This is a genomic window from Endozoicomonas sp. ALC020 (genome assembly GCF_049275935.1).
Taxonomy (GTDB): domain Bacteria; phylum Pseudomonadota; class Gammaproteobacteria; order Pseudomonadales; family Endozoicomonadaceae; genus Endozoicomonas_A.
Map to the genome: position 1 here is coordinate 6,574,361 of NZ_CP184830.1, position 20,240 is coordinate 6,594,600.

Consider the following 20,240-nt stretch of genomic DNA (forward strand, 5'->3'; position numbering starts at 1 on the left):
GTACTCCCAATGATTCAACCTTATTAACTCATTATCATGGAAATCACTGCTCATCACCCGGGCTTCAATGCAAAAGGCGTTAGAGCGTCATATCCACATCCTGTCTTGAAACAGGATAGCGCTATTCAGTCATGGAGAATCGACACAACCATGTCAGCAATATTTGACCCTGGTAAAAAAGTCACTTTGCTGTCGTTCTCCCACATTCTTGTTTTCTTCACTCTTGATGGTTTTCAGATTCAGGTAAATCTTTAAAAACCAGATGCCTCATTTAACCAGCACAGATTCCAAAAAAGGTCGCTTCTGCGACCTTCAATGAAAGGTGACTATATGAGTTAAGCAGTAACCGCAGCCGGCTTAAGGTAGGAAATCGGTGCCACTTCAGTATCCTCAAATGTCACTACTTCCCAGGCTTTTTCATTCTCCAGCAGAGAACGGACCAGCTTATTGTTTAATTCGTGCCCGGACTTGTAGCCAACGAACTGGCCAACCAGACTATTACCTAATAGGTACAGATCACCGATGGCGTCCAGAATCTTGTGTTTAACCAGCTCATCATGGTAGCGCAATCCGTCTTCGTTAAGAATACGGTAGTCATCAACCACTACAACGTTGTCAACACTGCCTCCCAAAGCCAGATTCTGTGAACGCAGATACTCAACGTCACGCATGAATCCGAAGGTACGGGCACGGCTGACTTCTTTTACGAAAGAAGTACTGGAAAAATCAATCTCAGAGGTCTGTGAACGACCTTTGAAAACAGGGTGGTCAAAATAGATAGTAAAACTGACTTTGAAGCCGTCATAAGGCTTGAAAGTAGCTGTTTTCTCACCATCAGTGACGGTCACTTCTTTCTTGATACGAATAAATTTCTTGGCTGCCTCCTGCTCCTGAATACCAGCAGACTGGATCAGGAAAACAAAAGGTCCCGCACTACCGTCCATGATCGGAACTTCATGGGCGCTCAATTCGACATAGGCATTGTCGATTCCCAGACCAGCCATTGCCGAAAGCAGGTGTTCAACGGTGTCTACCCGAACACCGTCTTTCTGCAAAGAGGTACACAGGGTAGTTTCTCCGACATTTTCTGCACGAGCAGGAATTTCCACCACAGGATCAAGATCTGTGCGACAGAAGATAATGCCGGTATCGACGGGAGCCGGCTTAAGAGTCAAATAGACCTTTTCACCGGAATGTAACCCCACTCCCGTAGCTCGAATAATATTTTTCAGGGTACGCTGTCTGATCATGATAACGCTATTCCGCGACCTCAAAGGCCCCTGTTATTTGAATGCAACGACTCATTGTAACAAAAGTTACACATGACACAACCGGTCATTGATTCAATCAGCCTGTCGGCGCAAAAACGCCGGTACATCCAGGTAATCCACATTGTCAGTTGATGGTGCTTGCCTGCGGGGCTTTTCAGCTTCCTCTACCTCGGGCTGTTCAGCTGCTTTTTTGCGAACATGAGGAGGAATATCAAGCTCCTTGAGGTTCAGGGTACCGTCTGGACGGGTCGCCCTTGGCTTGGAACCATCAACCACCTTAAGGGACTGTTCCTGCTTTTCGTCACTGTCTCCCAGACCAGTGGCAACAACAGTCACTCTTAATTCATCCGTCATTTCCGGATCGATAACTGTACCTACTACAGTGGTGGCATTATCGGAAGCAAATTCACGAACAGTGTCACCCACTTCATGAAATTCACCCACAGAAAGATCGAGACCAGCAGTAATATTAACCAACACTCCGCGAGCCCCCTGAAGGTTGACGTCTTCCAGGAGAGGACTTCGGATAGCTCGCTCGGCCGCTTCAATCGCTCTGTTGCTGCCTGTGGCTGAACCTGTACCCATCATAGCCATGCCCATTTCAGACATAACAGTCCGGACGTCAGCAAAGTCAACATTAATCAGGCCGTCACGGGTAATCAATTCTGAAATACCCTGAACTGCGCCCAGCAGTACGTCATTTGCTGCACCAAAAGCGTTCAGCAAACTGACATCACGACCCAAAACAGGCAGAAGATTCTCATTAGGAATACAGACCAGGGAGTCTACGCTCTCTTTTAACTGATTCAGCCCCTCTTCAGCCACTGTCATTCTGCGGCGACCTTCAAAAGAAAACGGCTTGGTCACCACCGCTACGGTCAGAGCCCCCATCTCTCTGGCAATTTCAGCCACAACCGGAGCAGCACCGGTACCTGTACCTCCTCCCATACCGGCAGTGATGAAAACCATGTCAGAGCCCGCCAACACTTCAGAAATACGGTCTCTGTCTTCCATCGCTGCATCACGACCGACCTCCGGATTTGCTCCAGCCCCGAGGCCACGAGTAATATTGGCTCCCAGTTGCAGATGGGTATGAGCCTGAAGGTGCTGTTTTTTCAGAGCCTGGGCATCCGTATTAGCACAGATAAACTCAACACCTTCCAGCCGACTGTTCAACATGTGGCAGACTGCATTACCGCCACCGCCACCTACGCCTACAACCTTTATCACCGCTTCCTGCGGAACATTATCCACCAGTTCAAACATGGCTCTCTCCTTTCTGTCACCGTAAACAGGATATTTTCTGAATATTAAATGCCATTAAACTTCAATCACTTTCCTGCAGGAACACCCTGCATGCAGTGTGCTCCTGTTTAGCCAATGACAATCAGCCATTGCCTTCTGCAGGATTAATTCTGTTGATTGCTACCCAACCCTCAATCAGAATTGACCTTGAAACCATTTTTTAAGCCGATTGAACAGACTTTCTTCCTGTCTGCTGAAACTGGCCGTTTCCCTTCGCCCTTCCTGTTGAGCTTTCAAACCATAGTGAAGCAGGCCGACACCTGTTGCATAAATAGGATTACAAACGACATCTGTCAACCCCTGAATGGCCTGAGGCATGCCGAGCCTGACCGGCATGTGAAAAATTTCTTCTGCCAGATCTACGGCACCCTCCATTTTGGACGTACCACCCGTCAGCACGATACCGGCCGGAATGAGATCTTCAAAACCACTTCGTCTCAATTCCGCCTGAATCAGTGTAAACAGCTCGTCGTATCTTGGCTCAACCACCTCTGCCAGCGACTGTCGAGACAGCTCTCTGGCTGCCCTGTCTCCAACACTCGGAACCTTGATCATATCTTCAGCACGCGCCAGTTGGGTAAGAGCGCAGGCATATTTGATCTTAAGTTCTTCAGCATGCTGAGTGGGTGTTCTCAGAGCCATGGCAATATCATTGGTGACCTGATCACCCGCTATAGGAATAACTGCCGTATGTCGTATGGCTCCCTCAGTGAAGATAGCAATATCGGTGGTGCCACCTCCAATATCAACCATGCACACACCGAGCTCTTTCTCATCTTCTGAAAGCACTGAATAGCTCGAAGCCAACTGCTCCAGAATAATGTCGTCTACTTCAAGACCACATCGTTTAATACAGTTCTCAATATTCTGCGCTGCATTGACAGCACAGGTCACCAGATGCACTTTCGCTTCCAGACGCACTCCTGACATGCCCAATGGTTCCTTCACACCTTCCTGGGTATCAATCACATATTCCTGAGGCAAAATATGAAGAATTCGCTGATCTGCCGGAATAGCAACAGCCTGGGCGGCATCAATCACCCTGTCAATATCGGCACTGGTAACCTCTCTCTCCCTGATAGCAACAATTCCGTGGGAGTTCAGGCTGCGTATATGATTACCTGCGATGCCGGCGTAAACGGAGTGAATCTGACAACCGGCCATCAACTCAGCCTCTTCCACCGCCCTTTTTATGGCATGGACTGTAGAGTCAATATTGACAACAACACCACGCTTCAGACCCCGTGAGGTATGTGAGCCGATCCCGATCACTTCCAGCTGGCCATCTGCGGTTATCTCACCGACGATCGCTACAACTTTGGAAGTTCCAATGTCGAGTCCGACTATTAAATTTCCGTTATCTGCCGCTGTCATGGCATCTATCATCCCAAACCACTCTGACCAAAATAGTCAGTGCGCCGAACCCACTACTCCAGTGTTGCCACGAAAACGCATAATGACGTTTTCATGACTATTTCCAGGCCACCGAAGCCCCATTCAAATAGCGCAAGTCAACGCGCTTTACATCCTGCCAGCGATCATCGAGCCTTGCATAATACAACCTGATAAAACGCTGCAATCTTTCCATTCTGCGATCACGCCCGAGATTGACATCAACGTGATCTACTTTCAGCCACCAGGAATCCGTTGTACTGAGCCGCAACTCTCTAACGGCAACTCCCAGGGGCCTGATCACCTGACTAAACGCCAGGTATTGCTGCATTACATCCTGAGAACGATCCTCCACCCCTGACAGCTTTGGCAGCTTACTGAAGGCCTCCAGAGATCCCGGTCTGAAAACTTCTCCGTCTTCATCAATCAAACCGTCATCCTGCCAACGGGCAATCGGTTTTCGCTCTTCCAGACTGACGATCAGAGTATCCGGCCACTCACGTCGCAGACTGGCTTCCCTTACCCAGGGCATATCCAGGACAGCCCTTCTCATCTCTTCCAGGTCAAGGTAAAAAAACCGATTGACCAACCAGGGGGCCAGCTGTTTTTCAACATCACCACGTTCCAGATAATTGAACGTAGAACGCACTTCCACCCGTGCTATCGGCTGATTAACCCACATCATCAATGTCGGCCAAATCCAGAGCAAAGACACGGCCAGAACACAGATGACAGTCAATCCTAACCAGCGTCTCCACAATCCGGGCCGAGCCAGCTTTTTCTCTATTCCCCGACTCGCCCCACGACCGCGCCTGCCAGAGTCGTCAAGTGGCTTCTGATTCAGTTTGAACAAGCTCTTTGCTTCCCTTTATTCCTCCACCCTCTTTCTGACGAGCCGGTAACAGGGACGACTTCAGAATCTCCAGAACCAATATTTCAAAGCTCAAACCCACTGACTTTCCGGCCATAGGAACAAGACTCGTTTCAGTCATACCAGGTACAGTATTTGCCTCAAGCAGCCAGAAGCGTCCTCTTTCGTCCTGCATAAAGTCGACTCGACCCCAACCAGAGCAGCCCAGCGTTTCAAAAGCGGTCAGTGCCAGAGCCTGAAGTTCTTGCTCCTTGCTTTCAGACAGACCACTGGGTAAGTGGTATTGAGTATTTCCTGAAACATATTTAGCGTCATAGTCATAAAAAGACTCTGCCGATTCGATTCGAATAGCAGGCAAAGGCTGACCATTGAGAATCGAAACCGTATATTCAGGACCATCAATAAACTGCTCCACCAGCACAGAACCACCGTATTTTGAAGCCTGCTCCCAGGCTGGCAACAGATCCTGCTCCCGATCAACCCTTGTAATCCCCACGCTGGAGCCTTCCAGACTGGGCTTTACAAAAGCCGGCAATATCTCTGCACAGCAATCAAGGTTTTCAGCCTGCTCAATCAGCATAAAGTCCGGGGTGGGTAAACCAACCGCTTGCCAGAGCAGTTTGCTTCTGTATTTGTCCATGGCCAATGCTGAAGACATAATGTCACTGCCCGCATAAGGAATATCCATTTGATCAAGCAGTCCCTGCACCGTACCATCCTCACCGCGGGGACCATGCAAAGCAATAAAAACGCGATCAGGCTTCTGTTCCACCAGCTGTGAGACCAGCCCCTCGATTGGATCAATAAGACAACAATCTATGCCACTGGTTTTCAGGGCTTCAAAGATTCGCTTACCGGATGCAAGACTTACTTCCCGCTCAGCTGAACAACCACCCAGTAATACCGCGACTTTACCGAATACTCTTTTAAGCTCATCACTGTCTGCATCAATGGCAACTTGACCCTGGTCCTGGCTATACATCTTTAAGCTACCTTTCCGTCCTGAATTATATCGTCCAGTTTTTCACCCAGCTCTGTTGTCAGTCTCACAGCCAAAGCACCGATATCTCCGGCCCCCTGGGTCAAAACCAGGTCATTGTCTTCAACAACACCTTGCAAAACAGTACTAACTTCATCAGGACTGGAGATAAAGATAGGCTCCAGCTGGCCTCTTTGACGAATACTTCGACAGAGGCTTCGTGTATCTGCACCCGGAATCGGCTCTTCTCCTGCCGGATAGACTTCCATCAAAAGTAAGACATCCACCTGGGACAGCACCTCAACGAAATCTTCGTAAAGATCCCGGGTTCTCGAATAGCGGTGTGGCTGATAAACCATAACCAGCCGCCTGTCTGGCCATCCAGCGCGGATAGCCTTGATCGTTGCCGCCACCTCTGTCGGGTGGTGCCCATAATCATCAACGAGCATCATCTGGGCAGACTCAGTCTGAAAGTACCCCTGCACCTGGAATCGTCTGCCAACACCCTGGAACTGCCTGAGTCCTTCACAGATCACTTCATCAGGCATTCCTTCATCCGATGCAACTATAAAAGTGGCAAGTGCATTGAGAACATTGTGACGACCTGGAATATTCAGCTCAACTTTTACCTTTTTATTGCCTTTAGATTTCCGCTCCAGCTCAAAAGAGGTCTTCATACCCTTTTGCTGAATATTAACAGCCCGGAAATCGGCCCCCTCACTTTCACCATAAGTAATAACTTGTCGTTTAATTAATGGTAACAGTTCTTTTACCACAGGGCAGTCTGTACAGACCACAGCCAGACCATAAAATGGCAGGTTGTGAAGAAAACTCACAAAGGTTTTCTTTAACTTGTCAAAGCTTCCTTCATAGGTAGCCATATGATCTGCATCAATGTTGGTGACAATAGAAACCATCGGTTGCAGATGCAGGAAAGATGCATCTGACTCATCCGCTTCTGCCACGAGGTAGCGACTGCCTCCCAGCTTGGCATTGGTACCGGCTGAATTCAGACGACCGCCAATCACAAAAGTAGGATCCAGACCACCATAGCCCAACACCGAGGCCAACAGACTGGTCGTGGTAGTCTTGCCGTGGGTGCCTGCCACTGCGATACCATGACGGTAGCGCATCAGTTCCGCCAGCATCTCAGCTCTGGGGACTACGGGTACACGCAGCTCTCTTGCCGTAACCACTTCTGGATTCTCCGAAGCGACTGCTGTAGAAGTGACCACTACATCCGCCCCCTCAACATTCGCAGCTTGATGACCAATAAAGACTTTAATTCCCTGATCTTCCAAACGTTGGGTTACCGGTGAGCGTTGAATATCTGATCCAGAGATCTGATACCCCTGGTTCTTAAGCACTTCTGCGATGCCGCACATGCCCGAACCACCTATGCCAACAAAATGAATATTTTTTATACGACGCATTTCAGGTATAGGAGCCACAGGAAAAATAGGCTTATTAGCGGGCATGAGCCACCTCCAGACAATGATCAACTACTTCCACAGCCGCCATAGGCCTGGCGACACTGCCTGCAGCCCTGGCCATAGTCACCAGCTGCTCAGGATTGCCCACAAAATTCTCTAACATATTGATCAGACAGGTTTCGCTCAGTTCTTTCTGCTGCACCATCATGGCGGCCCCCTGATTAACCAGGTACTGACCATTGACCGTTTGATGATCATCAACAGCATGGGGATAAGGCACCAGCAGGGCCGCTCTTCGGGCCATCGCCAGCTCTGAAACGGTGAGGGCTCCAGAGCGACAAATCACCAGATCAGCCCACTCATAGGCACCAGCCATATCATCGATAAAGGGTTCTACGCGCCCCTCCACACCCAAAGCACGATAAGACTCACGGGTAGCATCGAGATTATTTCTGCCAGTTTGATGCCAAACCTCGAAGCGACCTTTAAACCGGGTGAGTACTTTTGGAACCAGCTCGTTGATGGCTACAGCGCCACTACTGCCACCAACCACCAACAGCCTTAGAGCCCTGCCATTCAGTTGGGAAGGTAAATCCGGATTTGCAATATCGGCTCTCACCGGATTACCGGTCAGAATAAATTTGCCAGAGCCACTCTCTGGACCAAAAGCACCGGGAAAAGCCAACAATACTTTGCGGGCAACTCTTGATAAAACCTTGTTCGTGAAGCCTGCAATCGCATTCTGCTCGTGAACCACCAGGGGAACACCCGACAAACGTGCGGCCACCCCACCCGGTCCTGTTGCAAAGCCACCCATTCCCAGAACACACACAGGCTTGCAGCTTCGAATCACTTTCAAGGCACGAAACAGTGAAACAGCGAGCTTCCAGGGCGCTTTTAGTAAAAAGCTCAAGCCTTTACCTCTCAATCCGGTGACCGGGATAAAGCTGATTTCAAATCCGTGGCGCGGCACCAGTTCAGCTTCCATACTGTTGGCCGTACCCAACCAGTGAATAGTGTAGCCACGCCTCTCAAGTTCTCTGGCAGTGGCCAGCGCCGGGAAAATATGCCCACCGGTACCACCCGCCATTATTAAAACAGTAGGTTTGTCATTAGTACTCATGACACTCCCCTGCTTTTATTATCTGTTGTGACATTAAACTGCCGTCGTTCATAATCAATCCGCAGCAACAATCCAAAAGCCAGGCAGTTTATCAACAGGCTACTACCCCCATAACTGATCAGAGGCAAGGCCAAACCTTTTGTGGGCAGCAACCCGGTATTTACAGCAATATTGATCAACGCCTGACTGCTATACAACAAGCCGATTCCATAGGCAACGTAGCCATGAAACAGTAGTTTTTTTGCTTCTGCCCGGTAACCGATTTGCAGCGCTCTCCAGGAAATAAACAGAATCAGAGTCAGGACAGAGACTGCTCCAAGGACACCAAACTCTTCAGCCAGAACGGCAAAGACAAAATCTGTATGAGCTTCCGGTAAATAGAACAGCTTTTGCAGACTATTACCCAATCCCTCACCAAACCATTCACCTCGCCCAAAAGCAATCAGGGACTGAGTCAACTGATAGCCACTACCAAAAGCATTGGCCCAGGGGTCCATATAAGAAGCCAGGCGTGCCATGCGATAAGGTTCAAAAACAATCAGGGCGGCAATAGACCCAACCAGCACCAGGAACAGAATAACGAATTGCCAGAGTCTGGCGCCTGCCAGAAAAATCATTCCCATGGAAGCGCCCATCAACACCACAAGCGCTCCAAGGTCTGGCTCCATCAGCAACAGTAGAGATGAGACAAAAAGAATAGTCATAGGCTTGAAAAAGCCTGTCCATCTGGTTCTGACTTCCTCCAACCGACGCACCAGGTAGGCCGCAAGGTAAACGACAATCATCAATTTGGCCGCTTCTGATGCCTGCAGATTGAAAAAGCCCAGAGGAATCCAGCGAACACTGCCATTGACCTCCCGACCCACAACCAACACAGCCAGCAGCAGCCCCAGACCACCAAAAAGTGAAAGCCAGCTGTATTTCTCAATAGTTGTCACCGGAACCATCAAAATGACACCCATCAGCGACAGTCCGACGAAAACAAAAAAAGCCTGCTTGATGAGGATATAAAACGGATTGGAATAAAGACTGCCCGCCACTTCCATAGAAGCGGAACTGACCATAATCAAACCAATCACAAGAAGTCCCAGCACAGCACCCAGCAGCGGCAGATCAAGAACACTGCCACGGCGGCCTGTAAAAGGCGATCTTATTTCGCTGAGAAACTTCTGGTGTAGAGTCATGCAAGACGCTCCCTGACCAGAGTCATAAAGCTATCGCCACGCTGCTCGAAACTTTCGAACATATCAAAACTGGCACAAGCGGGAGCCAGCAGGACAGCATCACCGCTTTCACTGACCTCGAAGGCACGATCTATTGCAGCAGCAAGACCCTCAGCATATTGAACCGGGATAACGCCATTGACGGCTTTATCGATATCAGGTGCGTCACGCCCTATCAGCACAAGCTCACGACCAAACTTTTGTAATGGCTGTTTCAGCTGATTAAAATCTGCCCCCTTGCCGTCCCCACCGGCAATGAGAACAATTTTTCCGGTCAGGGTCTCACCCAGACCTTCAATGGCCGCAACCGATGCACCGACATTGGTGGCTTTGGAATCATTAATCCAGACCACACCGTTTTTTTCCGCTACCCATTGGCATCGATGAGAAAGACCTGTGAAGCGGCTCAGAGTCTTCAGCATGGGTGTCATCGGGATACCCACTGACTCACCCAGGGCCAGGGCAGCCAGTGCATTCAATTGATTGTGACGACCCGGCAACTTCATGACCGCTGTATTGATGAGTCTTTCGACACCTTTACAAAGCCACATACCTTCTTCATCCCCGATCAGGCCATAGTCGTGTAAATCAGGCTTGCCGGAAGTAAACGCTGTTGCGGGAGTAGCCTGGGGAAGAAGAGGCACAGTCAGAGCATCCTGCTTGTTGTATACCGCATGTATACAACCACGGTATATACGCTGCTTTGCCTTATGGTAGTCCATCATGGTCTCATAACGATCCATATGATCAGGACTGATATTCAGTACCGTCGCGGCGGCTGCACGTAAAGAATGAGTGGTTTCCAGCTGGAAGCTGGACAATTCCAGGATATAGAGATCGACATTTTCTTTCTCAAGAAGCTCAAGAGCTGGAGTACCAATATTGCCACCCACAGCAACACCCAAACCGGCCTCTTGAGCCATCTCTCCCAGCAGAGTTGTGACCGTGCTCTTGCCGTTAGAGCCAGTTATGGCAACGACAGGTTTATTCACCTCGCGACAGAACAGCTCAATATCACCAACGGCTTCAACACCTCTACTTACAGCCTCAGCAATCTCAGGAGTAGCCAGAGCAATACCGGGACTGAGAATCAACTCATCGGCTCCATTCAGCCACTGAGTGTTCAATCCACCCAGATGGACAGGAACATTCGGAAAAGCAGTTTTGAGTTCGTCTATGCCTGGCGGGTTATTCCGGGTATCCATCACTTTAAATGGGCGTTGTCTTTCAGCAAGATATCGCACACAGGACATTCCGGTCTTGCCGAGTCCTACGACTACCCTTGTACGATTTGAGCTTATCAGTGCTGACACGCGGATTTTTTCCCGAGCAAAGTGTGTTAACGAATCTTCAGTGACGCAAGACCAATCAGGACCAGAATCAGGGTAATAATCCAGAAGCGGACAATCACCCGGGGCTCAGGCCAACCCTTCAATTCAAAATGATGGTGCAGTGGAGCCATACGGAATATTCTGCGCCCGGTGAGCTTGAACGAAGCCACCTGGAGAATCACCGATACCGTCTCCATCACAAAAACCCCCCCCATAATGACCAGCACAATTTCCTGACGCACAATGACTGCCAGTACACCTAATGCTGCTCCGAGAGCCAAAGCACCTACATCCCCCATAAAAACCTGTGCGGGATAGGTATTAAACCAGAGAAACGCCAGACCCGCGCCACCGATAGCGGCACAAAAAACCACCAACTCTCCCGAGCCAGGCACAAAAGGAATGAGCAGGTACTGGGCAAAATTCACATGACCGCTGGCATAAGCAAAAACTGCCAGTGCAGAAGCCACCAGAACGGTAGGCATGATCGCCAGACCATCCAGACCATCTGTCAGATTCACAGCATTACTGCAACCGACAATGGTCAGGTAAGCCAGTACAATAAAAAAGGGCCCAAGATCAATGACGATATTTTTGAAGAAAGGTACAATCAGACTGGTCTCTACCGGTGAATTAGCCGTAGCGTAAAGGAAGACAGCTGCTCCCAATCCAGCGACCGACTGCCAGAAAAACTTCCAGCGCGCTGGCAGGCCCCTTGAATTTTTTTCCACCACCTTACGGTAGTCGTCCACCCAGCCAACAATTCCGAATACCGCTGTTACCAGCAAAACTACCCAGATATAGCGATTGCTCAGATTGGCCCATAGTAGCGTACTGACTGCAATACAAACCAGAATCAATGCCCCACCCATAGTCGGGGTTCCAGCCTTGCTGAGGTGAGATTGTGGACCATCATCACGCACTGCCTGACCAATCTGGTGGTAGCTCAGCCGACGAATCATATAGGGCCCGAGACAGAGCCCCATTCCCAATGCAGTAAGCACACCCAGAATAGCTCTGAGTGTGAGGTATTTAAAAACGGCAAAGCCGTGATAGTATTGCGTTAGAAATTCCGCAAGCCAGAGCAGCATCAGCAGCGCTCTCCCTTAAATTCTGATCCCACCAGGGATCTGACTACATCCAACATTTTCATTCCATTCGATCCCTTGACGAGAACCGTGATGGGACAATCCGCCTGTTGCTCTCTGAACGCCTGTATTCGACTTTTTACCCAGTTCGAGAGAGCCTCTTTATCATTTAAATGTTTTGCCTTCATGCCTCGTTGAGCCCCGCGAAGTTCACGACTGAATGCATCAACAGAGGCGACAGTCGCCTCACCATAGGCAGCAAAACAATCAATATGCCGGGTAGCAGCATACTCACCTACATCAACATGCCGGGCTTCACTCACCTCACCAAGATCCAGCATGTCTCCCAGTACCATGATGGTTTTACCCTCGCAGTCTGCCAGCTGGTCGATGGCAGCGAGAGTGGCAATCGGACTGGCGTTATAACTTTCGTCGATGACCAGAAGGCCCTCCGACAGGGGGTAACGAGTCCCTCTTTGTTGATAAGGCCGGGCATTTTCCAGTCCACTGACAATAATGTCCAGCCCTAGTCCGACGGCAGACGCTGCTGCGGCCACACAACAGGCATTCTGAACCTGATGTTTTCCCCAGAAAGACAAATTGACGATCGACTGTTTTTCAACCCCTTCCCTTACAATATGCAGCCTGAAGTTCATACCTTCAGACGTTGAAGACACCTCTGAGGCAAACACATCGGCTTCTCGCTTATTCAGACTGAAGGACAACACTTTTCGATCAGGCTGTCTCAAAGCCCTCTGTTTCCAGCGTTGAAAGCTGGGATCATCTAAATTCAGTACGGCAATACCATTTTTTTTGAGACCGTCGAGAATAAAACCCTTCTCATGAATAACGCCCTCAAGCGTTAACAAATCTTTGAGATGGTTCTCTGAGGCATTGGTAATGATGGCAACATCCGGTTCGGTCAGGCGAGTGATGTAATCAATCTCTCCAGGGGAACTGGTTCCTAACTCAATCACTGCATGCTGCTGATCTGCTTCCAGCCTGAACAGGGTCAGAGGCACACCATAAGCGTTATTTAAATTCCCCCGGGTGGCCAGAACCTTACCAACCTGCTCGAAGACAGAGGCCAGCATCTCTTTGACCGATGTCTTGCCACAGGTTCCTGTTACTGCCACGACAGGGCCATGAAAACACTCACGATTAAACTGCCCCAGTCGTCCCAGTGCCTGATCAGTGTCCTGGACCTGAATCTGGGGAATTCCCAGACCTGGAACTGGCACCTGAACCACGACCGCCGCAGCGCCTGCAACCTCAGCCTGATCCGCATAGGCATGACCATCAAACCGAGGGCCCTTGATGGCGACAAAAAGATTACCTTGCTCGAGGGTTCTGGTATCAATGCTTATACCGGTTATAGTGGTATCAGCACCAGAATCCCCCCTCAGAAGAATCCCCTGAAGCTCATGGGTTATTTCAGAAAGGGTAAATGGACGAATCATATTACCCTCTCACTGGCTGAACACGTTGATGGCTGCCAGAGATTCAAGGCTTTTGCAGCTTCTTCACTGTCATCAAAGTGATGCCTGACGCCGTTAACCTCCTGATAATCCTCGTGTCCTTTGCCTGCGATAATAACAATATCGCCGACAGCAGCCTTGTTGACAGCCTGTCGAATAGCCTCTGCGCGATTGCTGACAGATGTCACTGGCATACCAGTCAGGTCAACTCCTGCCAGTGTATCTCTGATTATTTCTTCCGGATCTTCACTTCTGGGATTATCACTGGTCACGACCACTTCATCTGCACCCTCGATAGCAGCTCGGGCCATAAGCGGCCTCTTACCCCGATCACGATCACCACCGCAACCAAAGACACAAATTAATTTTGCAGCGCCGTGCTCTCTCAACGCTTTCAGGACACTCACCAGGGCATCCGGAGTATGAGCATAATCCACCACTACCACCGGTTTCTGACCACCACCCAACCTTTGCATTCTTCCCGGCACCGTGCTCAGTTGAGGCACTTTTTCAAGCACTCGCTCCAGGGAATAACCCTGACAGCATACCGCCCCGATAACAGCCAAAAGATTTTCGAGACTGAAACGACCCAGCTGAGACGTCCTCAACTGCCCTTTACCCCAGGGCGTATCAAGATCAGCCTTGACTCCACCTGCATCCAGGCGGATATTTCGAGCCTTAATATCCGCCAGATCAGAGGTCGTAGAGAAAGTAAAAACTTCAGTATCACCGGAACAACTGGACAGCATCAGTTCGCTGTAGTCATCATCCCGATTAATCACCGCTTTTTTGACACGACCGTTGGCAAAAAGCAGAGCCTTGGCTTTTGCATAAGCGTCCATCGTTTTGTGATAATCAAGATGATCACGACTGATATTTGTAAAAACGCCTACTTCAAACGCTAATTGATCTGCGCGCCCCTGATGCAGCCCATGAGAAGAAACCTCCATGGCCATGGAAGACACATCTCTGCTCACCAGTTCAGCCATAAAGCCCTGTGTCGATACAGGGTCTGAAGTAGTATTCAGACAGGGTTCCAGCTCAGTTGGAAGACCTTTACCCAGGGTTCCCATCACCGCACAAGGCTCACCCAGAAGAGAGAGTAGCTGCGCTGCATACCAACAGGTTGAGGTTTTGCCATTGGTTCCTGTCACGCCAATCAGCTTCAGCTTTGTGGACGGCTGTCGATAGAATCGATCGGCAAGAAAGCTAATGTGCGTTTTTAAGTTTTCGATAAAAATAACAGGTTTACCGACCAGAAATTCAGTCTCAGAAAATGACTCCCCACTTGAATCAACCAGCACTGCAGAGGCGCCCGCCTCCAAGGCCGCACCAATAAACGCCCGACCGTCAGAACTCAGCCCTGGCACAGCCAGAAACAGCTCACCCCCGATCAGCTTGCGGCTGTCGAGGGTCAGTCCTGTGAGGGTCTTGTCTTCATCCAGTGGAGGATGATTCAGCTCCGCCAGCACTTCATTTAAAGACGTCATTTGACACGAGGTCATGTTCCATCCTGTTTCATTTTCATAACTCCGGTCTGCTCCAGACCGGGTCTTTTAGCTGTCAGTACCTTTTCTTCACTGGGTCTGACACCCAGCATCCGCAAAGCCTGACCATTGACCCTGGAAAACACCGGACCGGCTATGACGCCACCGTAGTAATCCTGACCAGCCGGGTCATCAATAATGACAACAGTAGCAATGCGAGGATTTCCCACAGGAGCCACACCGGCAAAGAGACCCACGTAACGATCTTCAAGGTAGCCACTGCCACCCACTTTTTTAACCGTTCCCGTTTTGCCACCCACATTGTAGGACTTGACGGCACCGCGCCAACCAGTCCCTCCTTTACCCACCACTTTGCCAAGCATTTCCATAACATCGTGTGCTACATCTTCATCCATAACCCGAACACCATCAGGTGCCACATCACGCTTGATCAGTGATGCTGGCCTGAGTAAGCCACCAGACCCCAGCACAGAATAGGCTTGCGCCAGCTGTAATGGCGTGACTGTCAAGCCATAACCAAAGGACAGGGTAGCCACTTCAATGTCGCTCCAGCGATCCTTGTAAGGGAGAAACCCAGCCCTCTCTCCGGGAAAACCCGTTCCCGGGCTCTGCCCGATACCTACGCGGCGCAGCAGATCTACAACCTTATCGACACCGATATCCAGTGCCATCTTGCTCACGCCGATATTGCTGGACTTTTTCAAAACAGTTTCGACATCAATGGTTCCAAACCCCCTGACATCCTTAACCGCATTTTGTCCAACACGCATGTAGCCAACGCCGGTTTTAATCCGGGTATAGCGATCATACTTGCCGGTCTCCATGGCTGCCGCGACAGTAAAAGGCTTGAGAGTAGAGCCCGGCTCCACCAGGTCAGTCATCACCCGGTTTCTCATTCGGTAAGGCTGAAGCCCGGTACGATTATTCGGGTTGTAGGACGGCTGATTGACCATAGCCAGAATCTCTCCGGTCTGGACATCCATCATCACCAGCGAGCCGGCTGTGGCTTTGGCCTTTTCTACAGCACTTTTCAGCTCACGATAAGCCATATACTGGAGCCTGGAATCAATACTGAGCATCAATTCCTTACCGGGTTGGGCGCTTTTCACGAGTTCGGCCTCTCTGGCAAGGCGACCCCGGCGATCTTTCAGCAGCCTGCGAGTTCCCTCGGAGCCGGTTAACCAATGATCATATCCCAGCTCCAGCCCTTCCTGACCTTTATCATCAATACCGGTAATGCCCACCAGATGCGACGTCACTTCACCCATAGGGTAGTAACGTCGCTGTTCGTCAAGAATATGCACGCCGGGCACTTTCAGAGCTTCGACTTTCTCACTCTGCTCCGGTGTCATCTGACGTTTAAGATAGATAAATTCCTTTGCTGCGTTGCTTGTTACCTTTTTTGCCAGCCAGCTTTCATCAACCTTGAGCGCAAATGCCAGCTTATGCCAGTGCTCTGGTGCCTTGATCAAGTCCTGAGGGTCAGCCCATACGGTCATCACAGGGGCACTTACCGCCAAAATCTTACCGTTTCGATCAAATATGACGCCCCGATGAGCCGGTATGGACTCATGGCGAACAGCGCGTTTATCACCTTCGCTCTGAAGAAAATGACGATTTAAAACCTGAAGATCTACGAGACGATAACCAATCACCAGGCCAGCCATTATAAACAAGATCTGCAAAAGCTTTACTCGCCAGCGGTAAGGCAGAGCCTTTTCCTCGCCAGCCTGTTTTTTCCTGCTGGCACTGGCCGGTCTTGCTGCAGTCTTCACGGCATCACCATTTTTATACTTCCAGCATCAGGCACTTCCATGTTCAATTCATCCCTTGCAATTCTTTCCACTCGCCCCGGACTGGTCAGGGAACTGTGCTCCAGAAGCAACTTCCCCCATTCAACCTGGGCTTTGTTTCTCTGCTCAAACGCCTGTTGAAGTTCATTGTGAAGCAGTCTGTTTTCATGCTTGACAAAGCTCACAGCCACCCCTGACACAAGAACACAGGCCAGCAACATCACACTGACTAAACCAGATTTGCGAAACAAAGCCTGCAGCGGTTGTCTGTCCATTTTTACAGCCTTGTCAGATTAGCTTCTCAGCAATTCGCATGACGGCACTCCTCGCTCTTGGATTAGCTTTGACCTCTTGCTCGCCGGGCTTGATCGCTTTACCGACGGGCCGCATTCGTTTGTTAAGCTGATCTTCCGTCACCGGAATCCAGCGCGGCAACTCATCGCCTCTGGACTGTTTTCTGATAAACCTTTTGGCAATCCTGTCTTCCAGTGAGTGAAAACTGATAACCACCAGACGCCCACCTGGTTTGAGCTCTTCCAATGCAGCATCCAGACAATCCACCAGATCATCCAGTTCGCGATTGATATGGATGCGGATGGCCTGAAAAGCACGGGTAGCCGGATGCTTGTTCTTCTCTCTGGAAGGACTGGCAGAAGCAATAATTCCTGCCAGACGTTTCGTGGTCGTAATAGGCTCTCCTTCCCTTTCCCTGACGATGGCCCGGGCAATTCTGCGCGAAAAACGATCTTCGCCGAGTTCCCAGATCACTTTGCTGATTTCTTGCTCTTGCGCACGATTAATCCAGTCAGCTGCACTTTCTCCCTGCGTGGTATTCATCCGCATATCCAACGGACCATCCTGCATGAAGCTGAAACCTCGCTCGGCGTTGTCCAACTGCGGCGAAGAAACCCCCAGATCAAGCAAAACACCTTCTACTTTCTGACCATCAAGGGCCTCTTCCAAATCAGCAAAAGAGCCATGATAAATGGAAAAACGGCTATCCGTTTCAGCCAGCTCCCGGGCTGCAGCGATCGCTCTCGGGTCCTTGTCGATGCCTACCAGCCTGCCTCTGTCAGACAGCTTTTCCAGGACTGCACGACTGTGACCGCCACGACCAAATGTCCCGTCGACATAGAGCCCGTCAGGATCTGTAACCAAAGCTTCAACCGCTTCTTCTAGCAGCACAGTAATATGCTGATCTGATTGCTCTTGCAATGTCATCTATCTTGTCCGGACAAATACCCATCAGAGGGACAAAGACTGGAGCTCAGCCGGCACTTCAGCGGACCCACTGGCTTCGTGAAGATAATCATCTCGTCTCTGGTTCCAGCAGGCTTCATCCCACAGTTCAAATTTTTTGCCTTGTCCCAGCAAAATGCAGCGCTTATCCATACCCGCATAATCCCTGAGCAAGGGAGGCACTAAAACTCGTCCACTGCCATCCATATCAATGTCGGTAGCGTGACCAATAAGAAGTCTTTGTATTCGGCGTGTCATCGGATGAAAACTGGGCAGGGCTTCAATCTTTGCCTGAATAGCCTCCCACTCATCCTGTGGATAAATCAGGAGACAGGGCTCATCGGTATCAATGGTCGCCACCAGACTGCCCTCACAACGATCTTTCAACACCTGCCGATAACGGGTAGGTATTGCAAGACGCCCTTTGGCATCGAGGTTGATGGCATTAACCCCACGAAACAAACCGCTTCCCTCTAGTCAATTCAGCCAGAATGGCAGGCCACAGTCCGAAGAGAAAACGTGTTAACCGACATCCCTTTTCTCCACGTAATGCACACTTAACTCCACATTTATCCACTTTACTCCACTGAAGCACACTATAGAAACCTGAAAAACCCACGTCAAGGTCAGAATCTGTCTGATGGGTCAAATAATTGACTCCTCCAGAGACCTCACACACAGTGCCCTGCATTAAAAAAGCGCATAAAAATGAGCAGCTTGAAGAGGAGAGCTGTTTAAGCCCATGAAGCAGGAAAAGCGCCCGAAAAAAATTGTAAAAATTTCAGACAATTGACGATTTTGATACCCAAAGCACCAGCGATCTGCTGACCGGTCAGTGACACCTGAAAAAGCCGTTTCCGGTTAGATTCGGGTAATGGATAGCGGAAGAAAAAGTAAATCTCGAGTTGGCCTGTAAGCCGGGTTCTGTCCAACCTGAAGACAGGTCTGGGCAATCATTCATCTGGGATGCCTGTCACCAGGCACCTCAAGCAACCTACCCGAATCCAGTGCGGGTCACACCTTCAGGATTCCTATTTGGTCTTGCTCCAGGCGGGGTTTACCATGCCGTGAACTGTTACCAGTCACGCGGTGCGCTCTTACCACACCCTTTCACCCTTACCGGTCACCGCATGGTGACTTAGGCGGTCTGCTCTCTGCTGCACTTTCCGTAGGCTCTCGCCCCCCAGGCGTTACCTGGCGCCGTACCCTTTGGAGCCCGGACTTTCCTCCACCAGATACTGAAACAGTAACTGACAGCGACTGCCCGGCCAACTCGAGGCGGCGAATACTACCGAATGATTCCCCTCACTGCAATTCGTTCATTTCACAAACTTATTATCTGAATCAATTACAACTTATTTCATTGCGAGTGACAGCTCATAGAGCTGCTTCTTGCGATACCCGGAAACATCTGCAATCACGGCAGCGGCTTTTTTAGCGGGCAACTCCTGCAGCAGCCGTTGCAGTAATTTAGCGGTTTCAGGATCAACAGCCTCTTGCTTCTGCTCCTCAGCCCCCTCTACCAAAACCACAAACTCGCCACGACACTGATTGGAGTCTTCCTGCAGTATTTTCTCCAACGCTTCTACCTTGCCCGCCAGCACCGTCTCAAATGTTTTGGTCAACTCCCTGGCCAACACAACGTACCGGTCTCCACCCAACACTTCCCGAAAATCAGCAAGGCTATCCAGAATTCGGTGTGTAGATTCGTACACAGCCCAGGTATTGGTCATCGCACCCAGCGCTTCGAGCCTTTTCTTTCTACCAGAGGATTTGGCCGGTAGAAAGCCTTCAAAGTAGAACCTGTCTGTTGGCAAACCACTGACCGAGAGAGCCGCCACAAGCGCACAGGCACCTGGCACAGGCACCACTTTAATACCCTGCTCCCTGACCATTCGCACCAATACAAAACCCGGGTCTGAAATCAGGGGCGTTCCGGCATCACTGATTAATGCCACAGAATCACCCTGCTGCAATCGAGCCAGCAACACCTCTGCCTGATGCCGTTCATTATGCTCATGACAGGGAATCATGGGGGTATCGATCCCGAAGTGATTGAGTAACTTGCGACTGTGTCGGGTATCTTCCGCCGCAATCACTGACACCTGCTTCAGCACCTCAGTGGCTCTTGGTGTCATATCATCGAGATTACCAATGGGGGTCGAAACAACAAAAAGTGCACTTTCAGACATATCCTGCCAGCCAA

Annotated in this window: 17 protein-coding genes and 1 other RNA gene; all 18 read right to left on the reverse strand. The window is 50.1% G+C overall.

All coding sequences use genetic code 11. The features are described 5' to 3' along the window. Positions 1–335: 335 nt before the first annotated feature. The 18 genes from lpxC to rsmI all read right to left on the reverse strand — a co-directional run bounded on the left by lpxC (position 336) and on the right by rsmI (position 20,226). Entirely contained in the window at positions 336–1,250 is a 915-nt protein-coding gene (gene lpxC, locus ACOJUO_RS24600; protein ID WP_422138477.1) for a UDP-3-O-acyl-N-acetylglucosamine deacetylase, read from the reverse strand. 93 nt (positions 1,251–1,343) lie between these two features. Then, complete coding sequence (gene ftsZ / locus ACOJUO_RS24605) at positions 1,344–2,537, reverse strand: cell division protein FtsZ (protein ID WP_422134514.1); 1,194 nt, start codon at positions 2,535–2,537, stop codon at positions 1,344–1,346. 174 nt (positions 2,538–2,711) lie between these two features. Further along, entirely contained in the window at positions 2,712–3,950 is a 1,239-nt protein-coding gene (gene ftsA, locus ACOJUO_RS24610; protein ID WP_422137126.1) for a cell division protein FtsA, read from the reverse strand. Between the two features lie 97 nt (positions 3,951–4,047). Continuing rightward, on the reverse strand, positions 4,048–4,821 hold the full coding sequence (locus ACOJUO_RS24615) for a cell division protein FtsQ/DivIB (RefSeq protein WP_422138478.1): 774 nt from the start codon (positions 4,819–4,821) through the stop codon (positions 4,048–4,050). Further along, positions 4,793–5,821 carry a D-alanine--D-alanine ligase gene (locus ACOJUO_RS24620; RefSeq protein ID WP_422138479.1) on the reverse strand — a complete coding sequence of 343 codons (1,029 nt, stop codon included), beginning with the start codon at positions 5,819–5,821 and terminating at the stop codon, positions 4,793–4,795. Before ACOJUO_RS24620 ends, ACOJUO_RS24615 begins: the two co-directional genes overlap by 29 nt. Before the next feature lie 2 nt (positions 5,822–5,823). Continuing rightward, complete coding sequence (gene murC, locus ACOJUO_RS24625; protein WP_422138480.1) at positions 5,824–7,296, reverse strand: UDP-N-acetylmuramate--L-alanine ligase; 1,473 nt, start codon at positions 7,294–7,296, stop codon at positions 5,824–5,826. Then, the gene (gene murG / locus ACOJUO_RS24630) at positions 7,286–8,374 is read right to left on the reverse strand and encodes an undecaprenyldiphospho-muramoylpentapeptide beta-N-acetylglucosaminyltransferase (RefSeq protein WP_422138481.1); all 1,089 of its coding nucleotides are present in this window, start codon (positions 8,372–8,374) and stop codon (positions 7,286–7,288) included. Before murG ends, murC begins: the two co-directional genes overlap by 11 nt. Then, entirely contained in the window at positions 8,371–9,558 is a 1,188-nt protein-coding gene (gene ftsW, locus ACOJUO_RS24635; protein ID WP_422134519.1) for a putative lipid II flippase FtsW, read from the reverse strand. Before ftsW ends, murG begins: the two co-directional genes overlap by 4 nt. Beyond that, on the reverse strand, positions 9,555–10,910 hold the full coding sequence (gene murD / locus ACOJUO_RS24640) for a UDP-N-acetylmuramoyl-L-alanine--D-glutamate ligase (protein WP_422134520.1): 1,356 nt from the start codon (positions 10,908–10,910) through the stop codon (positions 9,555–9,557). Before murD ends, ftsW begins: the two co-directional genes overlap by 4 nt. 26 nt (positions 10,911–10,936) lie before the next feature. Beyond that, the gene (gene mraY, locus ACOJUO_RS24645) at positions 10,937–12,019 is read right to left on the reverse strand and encodes a phospho-N-acetylmuramoyl-pentapeptide-transferase (protein ID WP_422134521.1); all 1,083 of its coding nucleotides are present in this window, start codon (positions 12,017–12,019) and stop codon (positions 10,937–10,939) included. Continuing rightward, complete coding sequence (locus ACOJUO_RS24650) at positions 12,019–13,476, reverse strand: UDP-N-acetylmuramoyl-tripeptide--D-alanyl-D-alanine ligase (RefSeq protein WP_422138482.1); 1,458 nt, start codon at positions 13,474–13,476, stop codon at positions 12,019–12,021. Before ACOJUO_RS24650 ends, mraY begins: the two co-directional genes overlap by 1 nt. Continuing rightward, positions 13,473–14,984 carry a UDP-N-acetylmuramoyl-L-alanyl-D-glutamate--2,6-diaminopimelate ligase gene (locus ACOJUO_RS24655; RefSeq protein ID WP_422138483.1) on the reverse strand — a complete coding sequence of 504 codons (1,512 nt, stop codon included), beginning with the start codon at positions 14,982–14,984 and terminating at the stop codon, positions 13,473–13,475. The genes ACOJUO_RS24650 and ACOJUO_RS24655 overlap by 4 nt, the downstream gene beginning before the upstream one ends. An 11-nt stretch (positions 14,985–14,995) precedes the next feature. Next, positions 14,996–16,777: a peptidoglycan D,D-transpeptidase FtsI family protein gene (locus tag ACOJUO_RS24660; RefSeq protein WP_422134524.1), complete on the reverse strand. Its 1,782-nt coding sequence runs from the start codon at positions 16,775–16,777 to the stop codon at positions 14,996–14,998. Continuing rightward, positions 16,774–17,070: a cell division protein FtsL gene (ftsL, locus tag ACOJUO_RS24665; RefSeq protein WP_422134525.1), complete on the reverse strand. Its 297-nt coding sequence runs from the start codon at positions 17,068–17,070 to the stop codon at positions 16,774–16,776. The genes ACOJUO_RS24660 and ftsL overlap by 4 nt, the downstream gene beginning before the upstream one ends. Positions 17,071–17,083: 13 nt before the next feature. Next, positions 17,084–18,016, reverse strand: a complete 933-nt coding sequence (gene rsmH, locus ACOJUO_RS24670; RefSeq protein WP_422134526.1) for a 16S rRNA (cytosine(1402)-N(4))-methyltransferase RsmH — start codon at positions 18,014–18,016, stop codon at positions 17,084–17,086. A 24-nt stretch (positions 18,017–18,040) separates the two neighbouring features. Beyond that, a complete protein-coding gene (gene mraZ, locus ACOJUO_RS24675; protein WP_422134527.1) occupies positions 18,041–18,496 on the reverse strand; it encodes a division/cell wall cluster transcriptional repressor MraZ in 456 nt (151 codons plus the stop codon). 435 nt (positions 18,497–18,931) lie between these two features. After that, an RNA gene (gene rnpB / locus ACOJUO_RS24680) (RNase P RNA component class A) lies at positions 18,932–19,310 on the reverse strand. Between the two features lie 79 nt (positions 19,311–19,389). Next, positions 19,390–20,226, reverse strand: coding sequence for a 16S rRNA (cytidine(1402)-2'-O)-methyltransferase (rsmI, locus tag ACOJUO_RS24685; RefSeq protein WP_422138484.1), 837 nt, complete (start codon positions 20,224–20,226; stop codon positions 19,390–19,392). Between the last annotated feature and the right edge of the window lie 14 nt (positions 20,227–20,240).

What these genes read in the sequence shown, in the direction of transcription:
- ftsZ (WP_422134514.1), bottom strand. Translation starts at nt 2,537, where the DNA reads ATGTTTGAACTGGTGGATAATGTTCCGCAGGAAGCGGTGATAAAGGTT.
- ACOJUO_RS24650 (WP_422138482.1), bottom strand. Translation starts at nt 13,476, where the DNA reads ATGATTCGTCCATTTACCCTTTCTGAAATAACCCATGAGCTTCAGGGG.
- rsmI (WP_422138484.1), bottom strand. Translation starts at nt 20,226, where the DNA reads ATGTCTGAAAGTGCACTTTTTGTTGTTTCGACCCCCATTGGTAATCTC.
- lpxC (WP_422138477.1), bottom strand. Translation starts at nt 1,250, where the DNA reads ATGATCAGACAGCGTACCCTGAAAAATATTATTCGAGCTACGGGAGTG.
- ACOJUO_RS24620 (WP_422138479.1), bottom strand. Translation starts at nt 5,821, where the DNA reads ATGTATAGCCAGGACCAGGGTCAAGTTGCCATTGATGCAGACAGTGAT.
- ftsL (WP_422134525.1), bottom strand. Translation starts at nt 17,070, where the DNA reads ATGGACAGACAACCGCTGCAGGCTTTGTTTCGCAAATCTGGTTTAGTC.
- murC (WP_422138480.1), bottom strand. Translation starts at nt 7,296, where the DNA reads ATGCCCGCTAATAAGCCTATTTTTCCTGTGGCTCCTATACCTGAAATG.
- ftsA (WP_422137126.1), bottom strand. Translation starts at nt 3,950, where the DNA reads ATGACAGCGGCAGATAACGGAAATTTAATAGTCGGACTCGACATTGGA.
- ACOJUO_RS24655 (WP_422138483.1), bottom strand. Translation starts at nt 14,984, where the DNA reads ATGACGTCTTTAAATGAAGTGCTGGCGGAGCTGAATCATCCTCCACTG.
- rsmH (WP_422134526.1), bottom strand. Translation starts at nt 18,016, where the DNA reads ATGACATTGCAAGAGCAATCAGATCAGCATATTACTGTGCTGCTAGAA.
- murG (WP_422138481.1), bottom strand. Translation starts at nt 8,374, where the DNA reads ATGAGTACTAATGACAAACCTACTGTTTTAATAATGGCGGGTGGTACC.
- mraY (WP_422134521.1), bottom strand. Translation starts at nt 12,019, where the DNA reads ATGCTGCTCTGGCTTGCGGAATTTCTAACGCAATACTATCACGGCTTT.
- ftsW (WP_422134519.1), bottom strand. Translation starts at nt 9,558, where the DNA reads ATGACTCTACACCAGAAGTTTCTCAGCGAAATAAGATCGCCTTTTACA.